Genomic DNA, 21,182 nt, shown 5'->3' with positions numbered 1-21,182 from the left:
CATGACGTGTCCGACCGCTTCGACGAGGAAGGGCCTCGTGAGCATGGAGACGCACGGACGTCACGCCGCCATCACGCGGGCGCTGCCCGGCGCGATGGCGCAGATGACCGACCCGTGGGACATCACCTTCGGATCGTCCGAACTCCTGCGCGCCTGGTCCGCGCATCAGGAGGTCCGGCTGCTCAAGTAGCGCCGTGCGGACGCGGCGTCACAACAGATCCCCCTCCACCTTCAGGCGCACGACCTCCTCCCAGTCGCGGCCGAGCTCGCTCGCTATGGCGTCGCCGTGTTCGCCGTGTTCCGGGGCGCGGCTCAGGTGCGGGCGGATGCCGTCGAACTGGGCCGGGCTCGGCACCAACGGGTAGGCACCTGACGGACCTTCGACGGAGACCAGGTAGTCGTTGGCCAGCACCTGCGGGTCGGAACCGGCTTCGCCGGCCGAGCGCACGACCGTCCACGGGATCGGGAGGTCGGCCAAGGCCTCGGCCCAGAAGGCCAGTGGTCGGGCGGCGAAGACCGCGTCGAGTTCGGTGATGCAGGCACGCGCGTTGGCCAGTACGCCCTCGGCATCGGCGAACCGCGGGTCGGCCGCGAGGTCTTCGCGCCCGATCGCCGAGCACAGGGCCGTGAAGGCGCCTTGGGTCATCACTCCGGACAGGTACAGATACCGGCCGTCTGCCGTGCGGTAGGCGTTCACCAGGGGGTTCGGGGCGTCGGCGTGGCGGAAACGGGGGATGGCTTCGACGCCGTAGAGGCGCGCGGCCACCGCGTTCGGGGACATCACCCACATCGCCGACGACAGCAGGGACACGTCGACGACTGCTCCTTCGCCGGTGCGTTCGCGGCGGAAGAGCGCGGCGGCGATCGCGCCGGCGAGGAAGCCGCCGGAGGCGAGGTCGCCGAAGGCGGGCGATGCGAGCGGCACGAACTCGTCGGAGACCTGGCTTGCCGCGTGGCCGACGCCCGCGCGGCTCCAGAAGTCGGTGATGTCGTAGCCGCCGCGGTCGCGTTCCGGGCCGCGGTCGCCGTGGCCGGTCGCCCGGGCGTAGACCAGCCGCGGGTTGACGGCCTGCAGATCGGCGACGTCCAAGCCGAACCGCTGCCGTGCCCCCGGGAGCAGGTTGGTGATGAACACGTCGGCCTCGCGGACGAGATCGCGCAGCAGCGCGCCGCCGTCCTCGGTCGACACGTCGAGGCCGATGCAGCGTTTGCCGCGGTTGAGGATCTCCCACATGAACTTCACGCCGACGTCCTTGTCCGGCAGGGCGGCCACCGGATTGCCGTTCATCGGATCGGCGGTATGCGGCGGTACGACCTTGACGACGTCCGCACCCCAGTCGGCGAGCACGGCACCCGCCGACGGCGCGAACGCGTACATCGCCACCTCGACGACCTTCACTCCCGCGAGTACGTCGTACGTCATACGCCCAGCAACTTCCGCAAGTTGGTCTCCGCGATCTTGACCGCGTCCGCATCGTCGACCTCGGCCAGCGCCGCCGCCAACCGGGCCCGGTTCTCCGGCCAACACCCGTCCCCGTGCGGGAAATCGCCCTCCCAGAGGAGGTTGTCGACCGGGACGTCGCCGAGCGAGCGGAGCGCGAACTGCTCGTCGACCAGGCACACGAACATGTGCTCGGCGAACAACTCGCGCGGCGCGCGCTGTCCCATCCCGGCCTGGCCGATGGACAGGTCGCGGAACAGCCGTGCGTCGTGGAACGCCTTCTCGGCACGTTCCAGCAGGTAGGGGATCCATCCGGCGCCCCCCTCGGACAGGATCACCCGCAGCCCCGGGAACCGTTCCAGGACGTCCGACATCAGCCAATCCGCAGCCGCCATCATCGAGTTGACCCCGTTCAGGGTCACCAGCACGCCAGGCGGCGCGTCGTCGGATGTGGTCACCAGCCGCGACGAACTCCCGATGTGCTGGCACACCGGCAACCGCGCCTCGCTCAGGAACGCCCACAGCGGATCCCAGTGCGGGGTGTGCAGGGAGGGCAGGCCCAGCACCGTCGGATTCTCCGAGAAGGCGATGGCTTTGGCGCCCTTCGCCGCCACGCGCTTGGCTTCGGCGACCGCGAGGTCGATGTCGAAGAGCGGCAGGATCGCGGCGCCGTAGAGGCGGTCGGGGGCGACCGCGCACCACTCGTCGAGGAGGTAGTCGTTGTAGGTGCGCAGGAACACCACTCCCGCGTCGAGGTCGTCGACGCCGAGGAAGAAGCGGTGCCCGGCGAACCGCGCGAAGTTCGGGAACGTCAGCTGCCCCCACACCTGGTCGACGTCCATGTCGGCGACGCGCTGCACCGGGTCGTAGCAGCCCGGCCGGATCTCGTCGAAGTTCGCGGTGCCGGGCGCGGGCGGATACCCGGCCTCCGGATGGCCGGGCAGCGGGCGGCAACTCCCCATCGGGATATGGGTGAGCTGCCCGTCGTAGAGCCACGCGTCGCGCCCGTCCGGGGACGTGACGACCCGCGGTGCCCGGTCGCGATACGCGGCGGGCACCCGGTCCACCCACAGGTGCGGCGGCTCGATCATGTGGTCGTCCGCGGAGATGAGCTTGGTGCCGTCGGGAAGCACAGGACGGGTCCTTCCACGTAAGTGGGCAAGTCGAGGGCGATGGGTCACAAGGTGAGCAGCAAGGCCGACGTGAACGCCTCCGCTCCGCTGCTCACCACCGCGACGTGCGGGTAAGGGGTCACTTGGCGGCCGTCGGCTGCGCCGCGGAGTTGCAGGCAGGCCTCGTGCAGGCCGCCGAACCCGTGCAGGCGTCCGGCGGACAGTTGGCCGCCGTTGGTGTTGAGCGGCAACTCGCCGTCGAGGGCGATGCGGTGGCCGCCTTCGACGAACCGGCCGCCGTCGCCGCGCGGGCACAGGCGCAGCGCTTCGAGCCAGCGCAGGGCGAGGACCGAGAAGCCGTCGTATAGCTGGGCGATGCCGACGTCGGAGGGCTTGAGTTCGGTGCGCGACCACAGCATGTCCGCGGCCGCGTCGAAGCCGGGTGCGGAGCCGATCGCCTCGAGGGCGACCGAGCGTCCGGGGGTGTCGGCGAGGCCGCCGGCGCGGGAGATGACGAAGGCGATGGCGCCGTCGACCGGGACATCGCAGTCGTAGATGCACAGCGGGTCGGAGATCATCCGGGCGCCGAGGTAGTCGTCGAGGGTCATCGGAGTCCGGTACACGGCCTGCGGGTTGCGGCCCGCGTGGGCGCGGGCGGTGACGGCGACCTGGCCGAGTTGGGCGCGGGTGGAGCCGGTGTCGTGGAGGTAGCGCTGGGCTTGGAGGCCGCCGTAGGTGGCGTAGCCGGCGCCGTAGGGGGCCGTCCACTGGGTGCGTTCGTGGGCGAGGCTGGCGGCGACGGTTTCCGAGCGGCCGCCGAGCTGCGTCTGGGCCGTGGATTCCCAGACGGTGCGGAAGCACAGCACGTGGTCCGCGAGGCCGCCCGCGACGGCGAGTACGGCGTTGACGACCGCGCCGAGTTGGCCGGGGAGTTCGCGGGCTCCGGTGTACCAGCGAGGCTGCAGGCCCAGCAGGACCCGGACGTCGTCGGCGCCCGCGCCGGTGATCCCGGGCGTGGAGCCGATTTCGCCCGGGTACGTCGACACGCCGTCGATGTCCGCGGGGGTCAGTCCGGCGTCGGCGATCGCGGCCAGCGCGGCGTCCGCGGTCAGACGCCACGGGTCGACGCCGAGGCGACGGCCGATGGCGGAGGTGCCGATGCCGGTGATGACGGCGGCGGATTCGGGCTTCCGCGGGTCCGTCCCGGTCATGGGCGGAACACCGGGATCCATACGGTGCCGGGGTTCCCGCCCGCGCGTGCGGAGTCGCCTGCGGAGTCGCCTGCGGAGTCGCCTGCGGGCTCGGAGTCGCCCGAGTGTTCGACGTCGTCCGCACGTTCGAAGGCGACTGTCACGGGCATGCCGATGCGGACCGCGTCGACGGGGCAGCCGACGACGGCGGTCAGGAGGCGCAGGCCGGGCTGTTCGGCGAGGTCGACTTCGGCGAGGACGTACGGGGGTTCGAGCGCCGGCGTCCACTGGTAGCGGTTGATGGTGAAGGAGTACACCGTGCCTTTGCCGCTGACCGGTGCGAAGGCCACGTCGGCGGAGTGGCATTGCGGGCACAGCGGCCGTGGCGGATGGATGTACGTGCCGCATGGCCCGCAGCGGGCGATGCGGAGGACGCCGTCGGCGCCGGACCGCCAGTACTCGGCGGCCCGGGGAGTGGGCGGCGGGGCGGGGCGCGGCATGTGCTCTCCTCCCGGCAGGGTGATGGTATTGCATCACGGTGATGGTATTTACTCAATTGTTCGATGTCAGGGGATCGGGATTGATCGTGAATCGATGGGGAGGGCAACCATGGGTACGACTGACGGCGGTCGCGACGAGGCTGCTTACCGTGCACCGGACTTGGCGCTCGTCGGCGCGGAACACGTGCGCCGCTACCGGGAGACCGGCGGCGACGTCGGCTACGTCTGGAACGGCGTCACCGCACTGCTGCTGACCACGATCGGCCGGGTGTCCGGCGAGCCGCGCACGTCCGCGCTGATCTTCGGCGACGACGGTGGCGACGGCGACGGCGAGGGCCGGTATGTGGTGATCGCGTCCCAGGGCGGCGCGCCCACGCATCCGCAGTGGTACCGCAACCTGGTCGCCCGGCCGCTGGTCGAGGTCCAGATCAAAGGGGAGTGCTTTGCGGCCGTCGCGCGCACGGCCGAAGGCGCGGAACGCGAGCGGCTGTGGACGCTGATGGCAGGGCTGTGGCCCAACTACGAGGCGTACCGGGAGCGGACCGACCGGGTCATTCCGGTGGTGGTGCTGGAGCGGGTGGCGTCGGAGGGCGGCGACGGGTCCTGACGGTCGCCGGGCCCGACGGTCGCCGGGCCCGACGGTCGCCGGGCTCGGCGTGCGGCCGGCTTGGCCGTGGCTCTCGTGGTGGTGGCTTTCGTGGCGGGCGGGTTGATCGGCGGCCGTTGAACCCTGCGGGGGACCCGGCTAAGGTGCGGCTCGACGGAGAGTGTCGAATATTCAACATTCGAAGGAGGCCCGTGCCGGACTACGAGATCCTCGACTGCCACCACCACGTCGGCGACGTGCACGGCGTGCTGGGCCTCGGCCCGACGCCGACGGGCACCGACCCGGCCGCCGACGAGCTGGCCGTACGCCTGGCCACGATGGACCGCAACGGCGTCGACCGCGCCATCGTCATCCCCGGCCACGGCTACCTGCGCCCGTCCGGCCTGGCCGACACGCGCCGTATCAACGACGCCATCGCCGCCTACCGCGACGCCACCCCCGACCGGTTCCCCGCCGCCGTCGGCATCGTCGAACCGCTCTACGGGCCCGCCGGGCTCGACGAGGTCGACCGCTGCGCCCATGAACTGGGCCTCCGCGGCATCAGCTTCCACACCCGCTTCCAGGGCGTCTCGACCGACTCGCCGCTCGTCCGCGCCCTCGTCGGGCGGTGTGCGGAACGCGGACTCGTGCCGTTCGTGCACGCGCTCGGCGACGTCCCCGACGAGGCGCTGTGGAAAGTCCAGGAACTGGGCCGGGAGTTCCCCGAGACGACGTTCGTGGTGCTCGACGCATTCTCGTCGTTCGAGCAGTGCCGCCAGGCGCTGTCGGTGGCCGAGATCACCCCGAACCTGGTGTTCGACACGTCGCTCGCGTACACGTTCGACCTCGTCGAGCCGTTCGTACGGCGCCACGGAGCGTCCCGGCTCGTCTTCGGCACCGACCTGTACTCCACGCCGCTCGGCTACCGGCGCACCCACGTCCTCGGGCAGATCCTCGACTCGGCGTTGTCCGAGGACGACAAGCGCCTGATCCTCGCGGGGAACACACGGGCGATCCTCGGACTGGGGCCGGCGCCGCGGGGTGCTTCCGCCGCCGCTTCGGGGAAGGGTGCGTGATGCGGTTCGCCACCGGGACCACGGTCAAGGACTTCGACGCGTACGGGGCCTGGCTCGACGTCGCCGCCGACTGCGGGTTCGCGATGCTCACCACGGGGGACTCGCAGTCGCTGTGGGCGGACCCGTACGTGTCGCTCGCCTTCGCGGCGCAGCGCACCACGACGCAGCGGCTCGGCATCACCGTGTCGAACCCGATGACCCGCCACCCGGCGGTCGCCGCGTCCGCGGCGTCCGCGCTGCACCACCTCAGCGGCGGGCGGTTCGTGCTCGGCATCGCGTCCGGCGACTCGGCACTCCGCAACATCGGGGTGCGGCCGGGACGGGTCGACGAGACCGAGTCGTACGTCGCCGCGGTCCGGGCGCTGACCCGCGGCGAGAAGGCCACGTGGCAGGGCACCGACCTCGTGCAGCGCTGGAAGCCCGGGCCGACGCCGGTGTGGATGGCCGCGGAAGGGCCGCGCACGCTGCGCGCGGCGGGGCGGAGCGCGGACGGCGTCGTCCTGTCGAACTCGCTCACCCGCGAGGCGTACGAACGCAACCTCGCGCACATCGCCGCGGGCGCCGCGGAAGCCGGACGCGACCTCGCCGACCTCGAGATCTGGTGCATGGCCAACATCGTCCCGGACGCGACCGAGGACGACGGGATCGCCGTCGTCCGCTCGGTGCTCGCCGGCACGGCGAACCACGTCTTCCGGTTCACCACCGAAGGCAAGGGCCTGCCCGACGCGCTCGTCCCCAAGGTCGAAGAACTCAAGCGGCGCTACGACTCGACGCACCACGCGTCCCCGGAAACCGCCGCGCACAACGCCGCGCTCGTCGACGAACTCGGCCTCACCCGCTGGCTCGCCGCCCACTCGACCGTCGCCGGACCGATCGGCCACTGCCGCGAACGCCTCGCCGAAATCGAAGAGGCCGGCGTCCGCAACATCATCGTCGCCCAATTCGTCCCGGACCAGGCCGCGTTCATGCGGACGTTCGCGGACGAGATCGTCGGACGGCTGGGCTGAGCCGCCCCCTCGGCTCGTCGCTCTTGCTCAAGGAGAACCCCGTGGACCTGGAAACCCTCCTCGCCGAACGCGAGATCACCCGCGCCCTGATCCGCTTCGCCCGCGCGATGGACGAACGCGACTGGGACGTGCTGCGCACGATCCTCGTCGACGACGCGACGTCCGACGTCGGCACGGGGCCGCTGGAGGGCAGCGAGGCGCTCATCGCGTGCATCCGCTCGTACTTGGACGCGTGCGGCCGGACGCAGCACCTGCTCGGCAACATCCTCGTCGACGTCACCGGCGACGAAGCGGTCAGCAGGGCCTACGTCAGCGACATGCACCTGTCCGCCGACCCGGATTCCGACCTGACGTTCGCGACCCTCGGCGACTACCACGACCGCTGGCAGCGCATCGACGGGACATGGCGGATGGTGCACCGGACGAAGCTCAACCGGGGCGTGGTGGGGTCGTTCGCGGTGTTCGGCATGCCGGACGCTGCGGACGGGGCTTTGCGGGCCTGACGGCCGCACCGGATGGATTTGCCTCGGCCTCTTGCGCAACCGTACGGCGCCCGTCATCGTCACCATCACCGAAGTGGGGGACCCGAGAGGGAGACGAAGGAGGGGGAGACATGCTGCGCCGTATTCTGCAGCGCGTTCTGCCGAGCCGGTTGGCTCGCATGGTGACCAATCCGGGACGCGCCATCCAGCGCGAGGCCGAGGACCAGATCGTGCGTCAGGTCCGCCGCCGCATGCGCTGACCCGGGGGATGTGACCCGGCCCCCGAACCACCCCGCAGCGCGGGGCGGTTCGGGGGCTTTGTCGCTTTCCGCGGGACCCGCTGATGTCGGTGCGAGCTGGAACAATGGTTCTCATCCCGGCCAGTACGGCATGGAATGGGGGCAATTGCCGATGACAGACACGACCGAGACCACCGGCATCACGACGACGACCGCAAGCCCCGACGGCAGGGCGGCGGGCACGACCGGATCCGCCGTCGCGGCGAGCAAGACCCGGGCGACGCGCGGGCGCCCGGTCCGCATGACCACCGCGCGGCGCGCGCTCGCCCGGATCTCCACGGGCGCCGTCCGCACCTACGACAGCCGCCAGGGCGCGCCCGGAATCTCCGGCCGCACCCTCGACACCCTCGACGCCCGGCGCCTCGTGCGCTACGGCACCCCGATACCCGGCCTCGGCCGCCCGATCCGCCCGACCGCCGCAGGCACCCGCGCCATCCTCCGACGCGGACCCGGCGGCACGGCGGTCTGGCGGTGGCTGCTCGACCAGGACGAGGTGTGGGTCGCCTCCGACGGCCGCACCACCTTGATCCGCGAAATGCCGCCGGCCTACTGCGCGAACGTCGCTGCCTGGCTGCAACGCAACGCCGCCTCGATCCGCACCTACGCGGCCCCGAGGCGCCGCCAGGACGCCCTGACCTGGATCGACGGAACACCGCTGATGCGGGCCCTGCGGGAGTCGGCCGCGGACTGACGGGGTCGGCTGCTTAAGGAGTTGAGCTGGGGAAGCGACGGACGCGGCTGGTGTGGCCGCGCCCGTCGCCTTCTTTGGAGTCGGCCGTCGCAGGCGTCACCCGTGGCAGTGCAGTCGTACGATCACAGTGTCGTCGGGCAAGCCGGCCAAGTACGCATTGGTGCCCGGCCACGGCGTGGGCGCAAACGTGTGCGGACACGCCGACGGAGACTCGCATTCCGCGTGAATCGGCTGCATGCCCGACTCGACCCACCAGCCGTCAGGCGTGACGACGTCGGTGTCGAAGCCCACGATCGAGGACGTCATCCTCGCCACATACTCGCTGCGTGTGCCGGTGAACCCGATCACCGGATGCTCCCACGGCGACGGGTATCCCAGCGAGCCCCTGCCGAGGCTGAACGGGTGATCCAGGAAAGCACTGATCAACGGCTGCTCCCGATAGGCGGCCATGAGTGCCTCGAAGCCCTCCTCGGTGCCATCGCGCCCCCATCGCTGGACGAAGACCTCAAGCCGCACCGCCGGTTCGTGGGTCCGGAGCAGGTGCTGCCACAGGTCCCACGAAGCTGCTTCGGCACGTTCGTACGCCGTCCTCGGCGCTTCGAGGTCGAGCAAAGCCCGCGGCCCGCCCGCGCACACTCCGGGCACACTCACCGGCGCGGTCGTCTGGTTCCACGGGGGGTCGTCGTGGATGAGCCGCGGGTCCTCTTCATACCCCGCCACCACGGGAAACCCGCCCCCGTCGCTGCCGCCGACGATGCGCCAAGAGTCCCACATGCCGCGCTGCCAAGGGTTGTCCGCGTCCAGGTCGAACGGTGCCATGGCCGCGGCGACTGCGGCACGCACATTGCCGTCGACTGCTTCCGGGCGCAGACACACCGACACGCTGATCCCTGCCATGAACGCCCCCGTTTTCCCGGCACCGACACGTCGCCCTGAGCTGAGAGCGCGGCACGACGAGGCGATCATGGCACCCGATCAACCGACACGGCACTTCGAATTTCGACGTGACGGAATGTCCGCCACGGCTCTATTCGATCAGCGGGCAGAGGGGTTCGGCGGTGCCGTGGACGAGGGTGAGGGTTTTGGCGCCGTCGGCGGTGATGTCGAGGGTGTAGATGCCGTCGAGGCGGTAGAGCCCTCGGGGCATGTTGCCGCCGTCGTCGCGCCAGCCGGTCATGACCGGCCCGTAGGCGTACCACATTTGCGACCCGTCGGGCCGGTAGTCGACGAGTGCGCTGCCGCCGGCGTCGACGTCGGTCGCCTTGCCGTTGGCGGTGTTGGTGACCCGGATGTCGAGCGGGCCTTTGTACGCGACCAGCTTGGGCTTGCCGTCGGGGTAGGTGTCGAGGACCCGCTGGAGGACTTCGTCGAGCAGTGGCTGACTGTGCGTCGGAAAGTCGCAGCGCGTCCCGGCGGCCCAGTCGTACGGCGGGGTGGCCGGCGCCGGCTCCCAGCCCGACGGGGTTTCGGCGTTGGCAACGTGCGGCCCAACGGCCACCATGGCGGCGACAACCCCGACGGCAGCAATGACTCGACGCACGGAACCTCCCAGGACGGTCGGACGGTTTCCCCCCAGGGTGATACGGGCGTCTCACCGAAACCTGACCACGCGCCGTGTCCGTCACCACCCGGCGCCGGAGATCACCGTTTCGACCAAGTCGATCCGTCGGGAGAGGTCGGCGGCCGGGATGTCGACGAGGTCGTAGCCGAAGGTGCGGTAGGTCTGTTCGTGGAGGCGTTCGAAGGTGAGGGACTCCTCGAAGGTGATGCGGCGGGCGGGGGTCGGTTCGCAGAAGCCGAGGTTGCGGATGAAGAGGACCTGGGGCTGGTAGATGGCTTGGGACGTGATCCGGTCCAGTTCGGCGGCCAATGCGGGCGATACCGGGTGGCCCAGGTAGGTGGCGAGGGCGTGGGTGCAGATCGGGGAGCGGTCGTAGATTTGGATGGCGGCGTCGGTGGTGGCTAGTTGTTGCCGGCGTTGCAGGGTGATGACCTCGTCGATGAAGGATGCTCGGGTCCATGGCTCTGCCTCGCCGGCGGCTTGGGCTCGGGTGATGACCTCGGTTGCTGCTTCCTCGACGACCGTGTGGCCGCGGGCGGCCAGGCCGCGCAGGATTGCGGTCTTGCCGGCGCCGGGGGTGCCGGTGAGGACGTACCGTCGCATGGTGTGAATACCTCTCCTGTGACTGGTGGCGGTGCCGCGCCTACGGTGGGGACGACTATGGAATTTCGGCTGCTGGGGTCCTTTGAAGCGCGGCATGGCGGTGTGCCGGTGGGGTTGGGGCTTCGGCGGCAAGAGCGGTGTCTGCTGGGGATCTTGCTGGTCGAAGCGGGTCACGTCGTCCGGACCGAGAGGCTCGTCGAGTTGCTGTGGAACGGTGTGGCGCCGGTGTCGGCGCGCGGCACTGTGCACACGTATGTCGGGCGTTTGCGGGCCGCGCTCCGGCCGTATGGTGTGGCGGTCGAGTCCCGGGCGGAGGGGTACTCCGTCGAACCTGCGGAGCATTGGATCGATGTCCGGGAGTTCGCCGATCTTGTGGCCACGGCTGCGTCGTCCGGTGATCCCGGCGAGCGGGTGCGTTGTCACGACGCCGCGTTGGAGTTGTGGCGGGGGCCGCTGTTGGCGGACGCGGCCGACGAGCTGCTGCGGAGTCGGCTGGGGGGCCGGCTTGCCGAGCTGCGGCTGAGTGCGCTGGCGCAGCGGGCCGAGGACCGGCTGGCGATGGGGCAGCATGCGCGCGTGGTGGCCGATCTGGTCCCGGTCGTGGACGAACTGCCGTCTCATGAACGGCTTGTGGCGGCGTTGATGACCGCGCTCTACCGGGACGGGCGGCGGGCGGAGGCGCTTCGCCGGTATCGGGACACGGCGCGGGAACTTGCGGAGGGGGTCGGGCTCAGCCCTGGGCCCGCGCTCGCCGATCTGCATGCGCGGGTGCTTGCCGACGACCCCGCGCTCGACCGGCCGCCCGCACCACTGTACGCCGTGCGGGTGGCCGGGGAGTGGCTGCCGTGGCACACCGGCGGCCATCCGGCGTTGGAGTTCTGCAACACGTACGCCGGGTGGAGCAAGCCGGGGCGACCGCGGGGGGAGTGGCTGCGGGGATACTCCACGCTCGCGGTGTGGGCGGGGTATGCGGATCTCGTCGACGACCATGACGTCGCCGCCTTGGTCGAACGCGGGCGGATGCAGCCCGAGCAGGCCGAGGCGGTCATGGGCGAGGCGCGGGCTTTCCGGACGGACCTTTACGCCTGCCTCACCGACGCCGAGGATGCCCGCGCCTTCGCCGCCGTCGCCGCCGTCGCCCGCGATGCCGCGCAGGTGGCGGTGTTCACGCGGGGGCCGGACGGGCTCGGGCGTTGGCGGCTTCCGCCGTCGGCGGGGTTGCGGGTGCCGTTGTATGCCGCCGCCCGCAGTGCGGCCGAACTCCTCGCGGACGCACGGAGGTTCACTGTGTGCAAGTGCCCGAGTGACGACTGCGGCTGGTTGTTCCTGGACGCGGGCGGGCGGCGGCGTTGGTGCAGTATCGCGACGTGCGGCGAAGGCGTCAGTACGGGCGGTCGCCGAGGATGGTGACGCGTTCCATGATCCGGGTGTGCGGGTAGTAGTCCGCGCTCGCGTAGTGCTGGGTGGCGCGGTTGTCCCAGAAGGCGATCGTGCCGGGGCGCCAGCGGAGCCGGACCTGGTACTCCGGGTGCCGGGCCTGGTCGTACAGGAACTCCAGCAGCGCGTTGCTCTCCTCCGCGGACAGGCCGGGGATGTGTGCGGTGAAGATCCGGTTGACGTAGAGCAGCTTGCGGCCGGTCTCCGGGTGGGTGCGCACGACCGGGTGGGCGACGGCCGGGAAGCGTTCCTGCTGGCGGGCGAGTTCGTCCGGCGGGAGTTGGCGGCCGAACGTCTGGGTGAAGTCGTGGACGGCGCTGAGGCCGTCGATGCGGGCGCGCAGGTCGTCGGTGAGGCCGTCGTAAGCGGCGCCCATGTCGGACCAGAGTGTGTCGCCGCCGATGTCGGGGACGTGGACCGCGCGCAGGATCGACCCCATGGGGGGTGTCGTCTCGAACGACGCGTCGGAGTGCCACACGTTCTCCACGGCCGGCGAATCGGCGCCGCGGGTCAGCCGGACGACCTCGGGGACGCCATCGGCCTTCGCCAGGAACGGGTGGACTTCCGGCGTGCCCCAGCGCTGCGCCAGGTCGCGGTGCTGTTCGGCGGTGAGGTGCTGGTTGCGGAAGAACAGCACCTTCCATTCGAGGAGCGCGCGGTGCAGTTCGGCCTGCACGTCGTCGGCGAGCGGGCGGGACAGGTCGACGCCGGCGATTTCGGCGCCGATGGTGGGGGAGCAGGCGGCGAGTTCGAACAGGGTGTACGGCGCGGACGGGGTGTAGTCGCCGTTCGGGCTGAGTTCGCGGACCGGAACGGCGGACAGGCCGTTGTCGAATATTGGGCGCGCGGGGGGACTGGTCGTGGTCATGGGGATTCCTCCGGAGGCGTGAGGGCGAGGGTCGACGGCCGGGCGGGTGCGGTGAGCAGCGCGGCTCCGGCGTCGATCAAGTCGGCGAGGTAGAGGGCGGCGTCGTCCGGTGGCGGAGTGGCGCCGGTGAGTTGCTGTTCGCGGTCGGCGAGCGCGTGGGTGGCGAAGCCGGTGAAGTGGGTCCAGCGGCGCCAGGCGAGCGCGTCGGGAAGGGTGGCGCGGCCGAGGGCCAGGGCGCGGTCGTTGAGTTCCTTGAGCCCGGTGGTCCACGGGGTGCGGCCGAGGTCGCCGGGGCCGGGGGTGGCTACGTCGGGGTGCACGGTGTAGGCGGCTTGGACGCAGAAGCGGAGGTACCAGCTGCCGCCCCCGGGGCCCGACGTGAGGTCGCCGAGGAGTTCGGCGAGCGGGGTCACGAACGCTTCCGCGAGCGCGTACGGGTCGTCGGCGCGGCCGTCGGCGTCGGAGCGGGCGATGAGTTCGATGCGGCGGGCGTTGAGGGGTTCCATGCGGAACCGGAAGACCGCGTCGACGAGCGCCTGGGCGGACCCGAAGTGGTACTTGACCGCGTTGGTGTTGCGCTGTCCCGCCTCGGCGGCGATCTCGCGCGCGGACACGGCGTTGATGCCGCGTTCGGCGAACAGGCGTTCGGCGGTGGTCATCAGGCTCAGGCGGGTGGCCGACGGGCTCTCCATGCCGAGCAAGTTAACGCACGTGCGTTAACGGTTCAAGACATGCCTGCCCGGAGCTGCGGGAGATGCCCGCAAGGCCCGGCGGGAGATGCCCGCAAGGCCCCGCGGGAGATGCCGGGAAGACGCCGGAAATGCGCCCGTCCCGGGGCCGTGGCGAGGGGAAGTCGCCGCGGCCCCGGGACGGGACGGAGAAAAGCCGCGCGGTCGTCAGACGTTGACGCCGAAGTCCTTCGCGATGCCCGCGAGGCCGGACGCGTAGCCCTGGCCCACCGCGCGGAACTTCCACTCCGCGCCGTTGCGGTACAGCTCGCCGAAGATCATCGCGGTCTCGGTCGACGCGTCCTCGGTCAGGTCGTAGCGCGCCAGCTCGCCGTTGTTCGCCTGGTTCACCACGCGGATGAACGCGTTCTGCACCTGGCCGAAGTTCTGCGAACGCGAGTCGGCGTCGTAGATCGACACCGGGAACACGATCTTCGCCGCCTCGGCCGGGACCGTCGCCAGGTTGATCTGGATCTGCTCGTCGTCCCCGTCGCCGCCACCGGTCAGGTTGTCGCCGGAGTGGACGACCGAGCCGTCCGGGCTGCTCAGGTTGTTGAAGAACACGAAGTGCTGGTCGGACAGGACCCGGCCGCCGGCGTCGCACAGCAGGGCGGACGCGTCGAGGTCGAAGTCCGCCCCGGTCGTGGTCCGGACGTCCCAGCCGAGGCCGATGGTGACCGCGGTCAGGCCCGGCGCCTCCTTGCTCAGCGAGACGTTGCCGCCCTTGCTCAGCGATACGCCCATCAATTACCTCCGGTATGCCTCGGGATTTCGAATTGCTGGTGCGGGCCGGTGCGTTGCCGAACCGCCGGGCCGCACCGTATCGGTTCCGGCCGCCGCGGTGTGCGGCCACCGGCCAACCGGTGCGCGGAGCGGCGGGCGACGCACGCCCGCGGCCGACTCAGGAACTGCCGGAACCCGGCCCGGACACGCTCTGCGACGGTGTCGCCGGCACCGGCTCGGGGGCCGGGACCGGCCCGGCGCCTTCGGTCACCGCATGCTGCTCGTCGGCCTTCATCGCGCGCGTCTCGCTCTTGAGGATCCGCATCGAGCGGCCGAGCGCGCGGGCCGAGTCGGGGAGCCGCTTGGAACCGAACAGCATGATCGCCACGACCGCGACGATCAGCAGGTGCCATGGTTCGAGACCGTTGCGCAGCATGCGTAGCCACCCTCCGTCGTCGTCGCGCCGGTGCGTGCGGGGGGTCCCGGAGCGCGCCGACACTTGCCAGATTGCGCAACTCTACAACCCAAGCGGCGCCGTGTAGAGACCCCGGGGGTCGGCGGCGTACGGCCATCGACGGCGCACAGCCCTCTAGACTGAGCCGTCGGGCATCCCGCCCGGTCGACGACGCGGAGGAGACACGGTGGCGGCAGCACCCGGCGGAGTCCACGACCCTTCCGCCGACCTGCTCACCGAAGCCGCCTCGGCGTTCGCGCTCCTCGCGTCGCCCGCGCGCCTGCACATCGTGTGGCTGCTCACCCAGGGCGAAAGCGACGTCACCGGACTCGCCGACCGGGTCGGCGGCGCGCTGCCCGCGGTGAGCCAGCACCTCGCCAAACTCAAGCTCGCCGGCCTCGTCCGCGCACGCCGTGAAGGCCGCCGCGTCGTCTACCTCGTCGACGACCCCGACGTCGTCGCCATGGTCCGCTGGTTCATGGACCGCCTCGCCGCCCGCGCCGAGGCCGTGCCGCCCGCCAGGCGCTCCCGTGGCCTGGGGGCGTGACGGCCAGGCGGCCGTGCTCCCCGCCGCGGCCCCGCCTCCGGCGGCCGGCCCCGGACTGACCCGCCTGGAAGTCCTCCGCCGCCTCGACGCCGGACCCCGCGGCCTCACCGACGCCGAAGCCGACGTCCGCCTCGCCCGCTACGGCGAGAACCACCTCCCGGAAAGCCGCACCACCCGCGGCCTGCTCCGCGTCGCCCGCAGCCTGCGCGACCCGTTCACGATGATGCTGCTCGTCCTCGGCGCGGTCTCCGCGGTCGTCGCGTCCTGGGGCACCGCATGCGTCATCACCGTCCTCGTCGCGGTCAGCTGCGCCCTGCGGACCACCGGCGAGATCCGCGCCGAACGCGCGTCCGCCGCGCTGCGCGACCTGGTCGCCGGAACCGCCACCGTCCGCCGCCGCAGCCGCCCCGACGGGCCCGCGGCGACCCGCGAAGTGCCCGTGGAGCAGATCGTCCCCGGCGACGTCGTCTGCCTCGGCCCCGGCGACCTCATCCCGGCCGACGTACGGCTGCTCAGCGCCGCCGGCCTGACCGTGCATCAGGGCATGCTCACGGGGGAGTCCGCGCCGGTCGCCAAACACCCTGTCGAGGTGCCGGTGGCGGTGATCCCACGGCAGGGCGGCGGGCAGCCCGCGACCCCCGAACTGTCGGGGTTCCACCACCCGCATCTGTGCTTCCAAGGCAGCAGCGTCGCGTCGGGTAGCGCCACGGCCGTCGTCGTCGCCACCGGCGCCGCCACCCAGTTCGCCCGCGGCCAGGCCGCGGGGCCGCGGCGACGGCGGCCCCGGGCGGCGCCGACCGCGTTCGACCGGTCCGTCGACGGCATCTCGTGGATCCTCATCCGCTTCATGCTGCTGACGCCCCCGCTCGTGCTCATGGCCAACGCGGCGGTCCGCGGGCGCGGCCTCGAAACGCTGCCGTTCGCGGTCGCCGTGGCCGTCGGCATGACCCCCGAGATGCTGCCGGTCATCGTCACGACCGCGCTGTCCCGCGGCTCCGCCCGGCTGGCCCGGGAAAGCGACGTCATCGTGCGGCGCCTGCCCGCACTGCACGACGCGGGCGCGATGGACGTCCTGTGCGTCGACAAGACCGGCACCCTCACCCAGGACCGGCCGATCGTGGACGGCGCCGCCGACCCGTACGGCCGCCCCGACCCGGCGGTGCTCCGCTGGGCGGCGCTCAACAGCTGGTGGACCGTCCACCTGGCCGAGCTTCCGGAACCCGACCCGCTCGACGAAGCCCTCCTCGGCACCGACTCGGCCGCCGACGACACCGGCTTCGACGGGGTCGACGCCCTGCCGTTCGATCCCGAGCGCCGGATCGCCACCGCCGTCGTGTCCCGGCCGGGGGCATGGGCGCGGCACATTCTCGTCACCAAGGGTGCTGCCGCCGAAGTCCTCGAACGGTGCACCCGGCTGCGGATGCCCGAGCCGGAGGAGTGCGGCGCGTCGCTCCCGTTCCCCGACGCGGTCCCGCTCGACGACGCCACCCGGGCCGACCTGCTCACGCGGGCCGCCGCGCACGCCGAAGAAGGGCTCCGTGTCGTGGCCGTCGCGGTCGCGGAACGCCGGGCCGGCGGCGACGCGTATACGCCCGAGGACGAGCGCGACCTGGTCTTCGTCGGCTTCGTCACCTTCCACGACGCCGTCGCGGACACCGCCGCGGACGCGCTCACCGCACTGTCCGAACGCGGCATCACCGTGAAAGTCCTCACCGGCGACCACCCCGGCACGGCCGTCCGGATATGCCGCTCGCTCGGCCTCGGCCCCGACCCGGGCGCCGCCGTCACCGGCCGCGACATCGACGCCCTCGACGACGACGCCCTCGCCGAGCTCGCCCGCACCACGACCGTCTTCGCGCGCTGCACGCCCGCGCACAAAGCCCGCGTCGTCACCGCGCTGCGCCGCGCCGGACACACCACCGGCTTCCTCGGCGACGGCGTCAACGACCTGCCCGCGCTGCGCGCCGCCGACGTCGGCATGTGCCCGCGCGGCGCGGTCGACGTCGCCCGCGAGACCTGCGACGTCGTCCTCGCCAGCAAGGACCTCACCGCGATCGACCGCACGGTCGCCGAAGGTCGCCGCAGCAGCGGCAACGTCGCGTCGTACCTGCGCGTCACCATCTCGTCCAACCTCGGCAACGTCATCGCGATGCTGGTGGCGGGCGCGATCCTGCCGTTCCTGCCGATGCTCCCCGCGCAGGTCCTCGTGCAGAACCTGCTGTTCGACATCGCCCAGCTCGCGCTCGCGTTCGACAACCCGCCGGACGCCGCGCTCCGCCGCCCGCTCATGCTGCGGCCGGACCGCTTCCTGCGCTTCGTCACCGCGTACGGCGGCCTCAACGCCGCCGCCGACATCGCCACCTTCGGCGCCCTGTGGTGGGCCACCGACGGAGACGACCCCTTCCACGCCGGATGGTTCACCGAGAACCTGCTGACGCAGGCGCTGGTCATCACCCTCCTGCGCACCGGACGCCGGGCGGCGGAAGGCCGCACACCCGGGCCGATCCGGCTCGCCACGGCCGGACTCGCCGCCATCGGGCTGGCAGTGCCGATCACCCCGCTGGCGCCGCTGCTCGGCATGGGGCCGCTGCCGTTGCGGTACTACGCGGCGCTGGGCATAGTGCTGACGGCTTACGCGACCGCGCTGGCGCTGACGCGGAAGCGGCGGCAGTAGGCGGGGGCGTTCGTGGCGTGCCTGGCCTTGCCCGTGGCCGTGGTGGTGCGGCCGCGCGTCGGGCGGTGGATATAAGTGGCAAAGCGGACTGAATTCCGTGGGAGCGGAAAGGAGCCCCGCATGAGCGACTCGTCCAGCACCGACCCGACCGGTACCGACCTCGTGGGGCTCCGCACCGGAGCGCTGCCGACCGACCTGTACATCGGCGGCGCGGCGGTCGCCGCGTCCGACGGCGGGCGGTTCGACGTCCTCGACCCGGCCACCGGGGAGATCCTCGCCAAGGTCGCGGACGGCACCGTCCGGGACGCCATCGCCGCCGTCGACGCCGCACACGCCGCCGGCGCCGACTGGGCCGCCGCCGCGCCGCGGGAACGCGGCGAGATCCTGCGCCGCGCCTTCGAACTCATGACCGCGAACGCCGGCGACCTGGCACAGCTGATGTCGCTGGAGAACGGCAAGGCGCTGCCCGACGCGCGCGGTGAGGTCGCCTACGCGGCGGAGTTCTTCCGCTGGTTCTCCGAGGAAGCCGTCCGCGCGTCGGGCGAGCTGATGACGGCGCCGGCCGGGACCAACCGGATCATGGTCACGCATCATCCGGTCGGGGTCTGCGTGCTGGTCACCCCGTGGAACTTCCCGGCCGCGATGGCGACCCGCAAGATCGGCCCGGCGCTGGCGGCAGGCTGCACGGTGATCCTGAAGCCGGCCAGCGACACGCCGCTGACGGCTCTCGCGATGGCCCGCATCCTCGAAGCGGCCGGGGTTCCGCCCGGGGTGGTGAACGTGCTGCCCGCCACGCGTTCGGGCGAGGTCGTGTCCGCCATGCTGCACGACGACCGGGTCCGCAAGCTGTCGTTCACCGGCTCGACCCAGGTCGGCCGGATCCTCCTGAAGGAGGCCGCCGACAACGTGGTCAACACGTCGATGGAACTCGGCGGCAACGCCCCCTTCCTGGTCTTCGCCGACGCCGACCTCGACGCGGCCCTCGACGGCGCGATGATCGCCAAGATGCGCAACGCGGGCGAGGCCTGCACCGCCGCCAACCGGTTCTACTGCGAGGCCCCGATCGCCGCCGAGTTCGCGCGTCGCCTCGCCGGACGCATGTCCGAACTCGTCGTCGGCCCCGGCACCCGCGAGGGCGTCCAGGTCGGGCCGCTCGTCAACGAAGCCGGGGTCGAGAAGGTGGACACGCTGGTGCGCGGCGCGGTCGCCCAGGGAGCGAGCGCTCTGACGGGCGGGCACCGGCCGGACGGCGACGGGTGGTTCTACCCGCCGACGGTCCTGGTCGACGTCGCCCCGGACGCGGAGGTGCTGAAAGAGGAGATCTTCGGGCCGGTCGCGCCGATCGCCACCTTCGAGACCGAGGACGAGGCCGTGCGCTTGGCCAACGGCACGGAGTTCGGGCTGGTGGCATACGTCTACACCGGCGACCTCGCCCGCGGACTGCGCGTGTCCGAGCGCCTGGAGGCCGGCATGGTCGGCCTCAACCGCGGCCTGGTCAGCGACCCGGCCGCCCCGTTCGGCGGTGTGAAGCAGAGCGGGATCGGCCGGGAAGGCGGACACGAGGGGATGCTGGACTACCTGGAGACGCAGTACATCGCGGTGGACTGGTAGGCGTCGTCAGGCGGCGAAGCCGCGCACGTAGCGCTTCTGCCACGGGGTTTCCACGGCGTGGCGGTCGTAGTTGCGGCGGACGAAGTCGACGGCTTCGGCGGGCGGGACACCGTCGAGGACGGCTAGGCAGGCGAGCGCGGTGCCGGTACGCCCTCGGCCGCCGCCGCAGGCGACCTCGACCCGGTCGGTGGCGGTGCGGGCGAGCGCGTCCGCGAACGCGCTTGCGGCGTCGGCGCGGTCGGCGGGCAGGCGGAAGTCGGGCCAGCGGAGCCAGCGGCTCGGCCAAGCGGTGGGCGGAGGCTCTTTGCCGAGGAGGTAGAGGGCGAACGTGGGCGGGTCGCCGTCGGGCAGGGCGTGGCGGAGGCCTCGGCCGCGGATCAGGCGGCCGGAGGGGAGTTCGAGGAGACCGGGGGTGGTGGCGGGCCAGGTGGTGGTCATGGGGGGACTGTAGGCGAGTCACCGCCCGACCACCCTTCGATAAACCGCCTCCACGGCATCCGTCACATCCCCTGCCGTGGGCAGCGAAGCCGCTCGCTTCAGCGCCACCGTCCCCAGGTGGAACCGTTCGCCCGCGTCGTCCAACAACCGCCGCAGCGCCTCCGCCAGCGCCGCGGGGTCGCCCGGCGCGACCAAAAGCCCCGCGTTCTCCAGTTGTTCCGGTATCGCGCCGACCGCGCTGGCCACCACCGGGACGCCCGCCGTCAGCGCCTCCAGCACCACCAAGGGCGCGCCCTCCGTCAGCGACGGCACGCACAGCACGTCGAACGCCGCCACCGCGGCCTCTCCGTGGTCGCACGCGCCTACGAACCGCACGTGGTCCGCGAGTCCGAGCCTTGCCGCCAGCGCGGTCAGCGGCGCCCGCAGATCGCCGTCGCCGACCACCGTGAACCGGGCGTCCGGGTGTTCAGGGGCCACCCGGGCGACCGCGTGGAGGAAGACGTCGATGCCCTTCTCCGGCTGTAACCGGGCCACGACGCCCACCCGGACGCCCTGTCGCGGCGACAGCAGCCCGCCGAACGTCGCGCCCGGCGGATAGCCCGGCGCCGGGTCCCGCGAGTCCGGGAACAGCGCGGTCCCCAGCACCACCACCCGCCCCGGCGGCACCCGGTCGACGGTGCGCAGCCGGCGGGCTATCTCGTCGGACACGGCCAGCACCGCAGCGCAGCGCCGGTACAACGGTCTGCTGTAGCCGCGCGCGACCGAGCCGCGCCACGACGCCATGCTGTGCTCCGTCACCACCACCGGCACCCCGGCGGCCGGTCCCGCCGCCGCGGCGGCCATCGCCGCGGCGTGCACGTGTCCGTGCAGGACGTCGAACCGGCCGGTCCGGGCCAGCCGCGCGATGCGGGCCGCGAAGCCCGGACTGAAGCGTTTCGTCACATGCCGACGCCCGAGCACCTCGACCCGCACCCCGGCCTCCGCCAGCGACGCCGCCATCGGCGAGTCGCCGCCCGTCGTGCAGGCCAGCACCACGGTGTTTCCCCTCTCCGCCAGCGCGCGGGCCAGGCCCACGACTTGGCGTTGTGCCCCACCGATGTCCAGGTCGTCCACCACCAACAGCACGCGCAAGTTCCCCGCCCCTCCTCACACGT

24 protein-coding genes are annotated in these 21,182 nt (G+C 72.0%); 11 read left to right on the top strand and 13 right to left on the bottom strand.

The window, feature by feature from the left end:
* Positions 1-37: 37 nt before the first annotated feature.
* Positions 38-190, top strand: a complete 153-nt coding sequence (locus ACPA54_RS15820; RefSeq protein WP_423530139.1) for a hypothetical protein — start codon at positions 38-40, stop codon at positions 188-190.
* Between the two features lie 18 nt (positions 191-208).
* Here ACPA54_RS15820 and ACPA54_RS15815 read toward each other — a convergent pair whose 3' ends face one another.
* Genes ACPA54_RS15815 through ACPA54_RS15800 form a run of 4 tightly spaced genes read right to left on the bottom strand, consistent with a single transcriptional unit; the run spans position 209 to position 4,243 of the window.
* Positions 209-1,423, bottom strand: coding sequence for a CaiB/BaiF CoA transferase family protein (locus tag ACPA54_RS15815; protein WP_423530138.1), 1,215 nt, complete (start codon positions 1,421-1,423; stop codon positions 209-211).
* Entirely contained in the window at positions 1,420-2,574 is a 1,155-nt protein-coding gene (locus ACPA54_RS15810) for an amidohydrolase family protein (protein WP_423530136.1), read from the bottom strand. The genes ACPA54_RS15815 and ACPA54_RS15810 overlap by 4 nt, the downstream gene beginning before the upstream one ends.
* Before the next feature lie 44 nt (positions 2,575-2,618).
* Positions 2,619-3,764, bottom strand: a complete 1,146-nt coding sequence (locus ACPA54_RS15805; protein WP_423530134.1) for a thiolase family protein — start codon at positions 3,762-3,764, stop codon at positions 2,619-2,621.
* Positions 3,761-4,243 (bottom strand): Zn-ribbon domain-containing OB-fold protein, encoded by a 483-nt coding sequence (locus ACPA54_RS15800; protein ID WP_423530132.1) that lies wholly within the window; start codon positions 4,241-4,243, stop codon positions 3,761-3,763. The genes ACPA54_RS15805 and ACPA54_RS15800 overlap by 4 nt, the downstream gene beginning before the upstream one ends.
* A gap of 109 nt (positions 4,244-4,352) precedes the next feature.
* Here ACPA54_RS15800 and ACPA54_RS15795 point away from each other — a divergent pair, with 109 nt between their 5' ends.
* From ACPA54_RS15795 to ACPA54_RS15770, 6 genes are all read left to right on the top strand, one after another.
* Complete coding sequence (locus ACPA54_RS15795) at positions 4,353-4,850, top strand: nitroreductase family deazaflavin-dependent oxidoreductase (RefSeq protein WP_423530130.1); 498 nt, start codon at positions 4,353-4,355, stop codon at positions 4,848-4,850.
* A gap of 191 nt (positions 4,851-5,041) precedes the next feature.
* Complete coding sequence (locus ACPA54_RS15790; protein WP_423530128.1) at positions 5,042-5,905, top strand: amidohydrolase family protein; 864 nt, start codon at positions 5,042-5,044, stop codon at positions 5,903-5,905.
* A complete protein-coding gene (locus tag ACPA54_RS15785) occupies positions 5,905-6,912 on the top strand; it encodes an LLM class flavin-dependent oxidoreductase (protein WP_423530126.1) in 1,008 nt (335 codons plus the stop codon). Before ACPA54_RS15790 ends, ACPA54_RS15785 begins: the two co-directional genes overlap by 1 nt.
* Before the next feature lie 41 nt (positions 6,913-6,953).
* The gene (locus ACPA54_RS15780; RefSeq protein WP_423530124.1) at positions 6,954-7,415 is read left to right on the top strand and encodes a nuclear transport factor 2 family protein; all 462 of its coding nucleotides are present in this window, start codon (positions 6,954-6,956) and stop codon (positions 7,413-7,415) included.
* A 110-nt stretch (positions 7,416-7,525) separates the two neighbouring features.
* A complete protein-coding gene (locus ACPA54_RS15775) occupies positions 7,526-7,654 on the top strand; it encodes a hypothetical protein (RefSeq protein WP_345676109.1) in 129 nt (42 codons plus the stop codon).
* Between the two features lie 151 nt (positions 7,655-7,805).
* Positions 7,806-8,384 carry a hypothetical protein gene (locus ACPA54_RS15770; RefSeq protein WP_423530122.1) on the top strand — a complete coding sequence of 193 codons (579 nt, stop codon included), beginning with the start codon at positions 7,806-7,808 and terminating at the stop codon, positions 8,382-8,384.
* 96 nt (positions 8,385-8,480) lie between these two features.
* Here the strand turns inward: ACPA54_RS15770 and ACPA54_RS15765 are convergent, their stop codons facing one another.
* The 3 genes from ACPA54_RS15765 to ACPA54_RS15755 form a co-directional block, all read right to left on the bottom strand.
* A complete protein-coding gene (locus ACPA54_RS15765) occupies positions 8,481-9,281 on the bottom strand; it encodes a hypothetical protein (protein ID WP_423530120.1) in 801 nt (266 codons plus the stop codon).
* Between the two features lie 130 nt (positions 9,282-9,411).
* Complete coding sequence (locus ACPA54_RS15760) at positions 9,412-9,924, bottom strand: hypothetical protein (protein ID WP_423530118.1); 513 nt, start codon at positions 9,922-9,924, stop codon at positions 9,412-9,414.
* Positions 9,925-10,005: 81 nt separating this feature from the next.
* Positions 10,006-10,548: an ATP/GTP-binding protein gene (locus ACPA54_RS15755; RefSeq protein ID WP_423530116.1), complete on the bottom strand. Its 543-nt coding sequence runs from the start codon at positions 10,546-10,548 to the stop codon at positions 10,006-10,008.
* Between the two features lie 57 nt (positions 10,549-10,605).
* Between ACPA54_RS15755 and ACPA54_RS15750 the strand changes: the two genes are divergently transcribed.
* Positions 10,606-11,958, top strand: coding sequence for a BTAD domain-containing putative transcriptional regulator (locus tag ACPA54_RS15750; RefSeq protein WP_423530114.1), 1,353 nt, complete (start codon positions 10,606-10,608; stop codon positions 11,956-11,958).
* Here ACPA54_RS15750 and ACPA54_RS15745 read toward each other — a convergent pair.
* The 4 genes from ACPA54_RS15745 to tatA all read right to left on the bottom strand — a co-directional run bounded on the left by ACPA54_RS15745 (position 11,930) and on the right by tatA (position 14,740).
* Positions 11,930-12,853 (bottom strand): TauD/TfdA dioxygenase family protein, encoded by a 924-nt coding sequence (locus tag ACPA54_RS15745; protein WP_423530112.1) that lies wholly within the window; start codon positions 12,851-12,853, stop codon positions 11,930-11,932. The genes ACPA54_RS15750 and ACPA54_RS15745 overlap by 29 nt on opposite strands.
* A complete protein-coding gene (locus ACPA54_RS15740) occupies positions 12,850-13,545 on the bottom strand; it encodes a TetR family transcriptional regulator (protein WP_423530110.1) in 696 nt (231 codons plus the stop codon). Before ACPA54_RS15740 ends, ACPA54_RS15745 begins: the two co-directional genes overlap by 4 nt.
* A gap of 204 nt (positions 13,546-13,749) precedes the next feature.
* Complete coding sequence (locus tag ACPA54_RS15735; protein ID WP_345676117.1) at positions 13,750-14,325, bottom strand: TerD family protein; 576 nt, start codon at positions 14,323-14,325, stop codon at positions 13,750-13,752.
* Positions 14,326-14,482: 157 nt separating this feature from the next.
* On the bottom strand, positions 14,483-14,740 hold the full coding sequence (gene tatA, locus ACPA54_RS15730) for a Sec-independent protein translocase subunit TatA (protein ID WP_423530108.1): 258 nt from the start codon (positions 14,738-14,740) through the stop codon (positions 14,483-14,485).
* Positions 14,741-14,945: 205 nt separating this feature from the next.
* On the opposite strand from tatA, the gene ACPA54_RS15725 reads away from it, so the two are divergent.
* The 3 genes from ACPA54_RS15725 (at position 14,946) to ACPA54_RS15715 (ending at position 19,590) form a co-directional block, all read left to right on the top strand.
* On the top strand, positions 14,946-15,305 hold the full coding sequence (locus tag ACPA54_RS15725; protein WP_423530106.1) for an ArsR/SmtB family transcription factor: 360 nt from the start codon (positions 14,946-14,948) through the stop codon (positions 15,303-15,305).
* Entirely contained in the window at positions 15,289-17,979 is a 2,691-nt protein-coding gene (gene mgtA, locus ACPA54_RS15720; RefSeq protein ID WP_423530104.1) for a magnesium-translocating P-type ATPase, read from the top strand. Before ACPA54_RS15725 ends, mgtA begins: the two co-directional genes overlap by 17 nt.
* Positions 17,980-18,099: 120 nt before the next feature.
* Positions 18,100-19,590 carry an NAD-dependent succinate-semialdehyde dehydrogenase gene (locus ACPA54_RS15715; protein WP_423530102.1) on the top strand — a complete coding sequence of 497 codons (1,491 nt, stop codon included), beginning with the start codon at positions 18,100-18,102 and terminating at the stop codon, positions 19,588-19,590.
* Positions 19,591-19,596: 6 nt separating this feature from the next.
* On the opposite strand, the gene ACPA54_RS15710 is transcribed toward ACPA54_RS15715, so the two are convergent.
* Complete coding sequence (locus tag ACPA54_RS15710; RefSeq protein ID WP_423530100.1) at positions 19,597-20,028, bottom strand: phosphatase domain-containing protein; 432 nt, start codon at positions 20,026-20,028, stop codon at positions 19,597-19,599.
* 18 nt (positions 20,029-20,046) lie between these two features.
* Positions 20,047-21,153 (bottom strand): glycosyltransferase family 4 protein, encoded by a 1,107-nt coding sequence (locus tag ACPA54_RS15705; RefSeq protein ID WP_423530601.1) that lies wholly within the window; start codon positions 21,151-21,153, stop codon positions 20,047-20,049.
* Positions 21,154-21,182 lie beyond the last annotated feature (29 nt).

The organism is Uniformispora flossi (genome assembly GCF_049534875.1).
Classification (GTDB): domain Bacteria; phylum Actinomycetota; class Actinomycetes; order Streptomycetales; family Streptomycetaceae; genus Yinghuangia; species Yinghuangia aomiensis.
The sequence above is the reverse complement of the archived record's forward strand: the minus strand, read 5'-3'. Positions and strand labels throughout refer to the sequence as shown.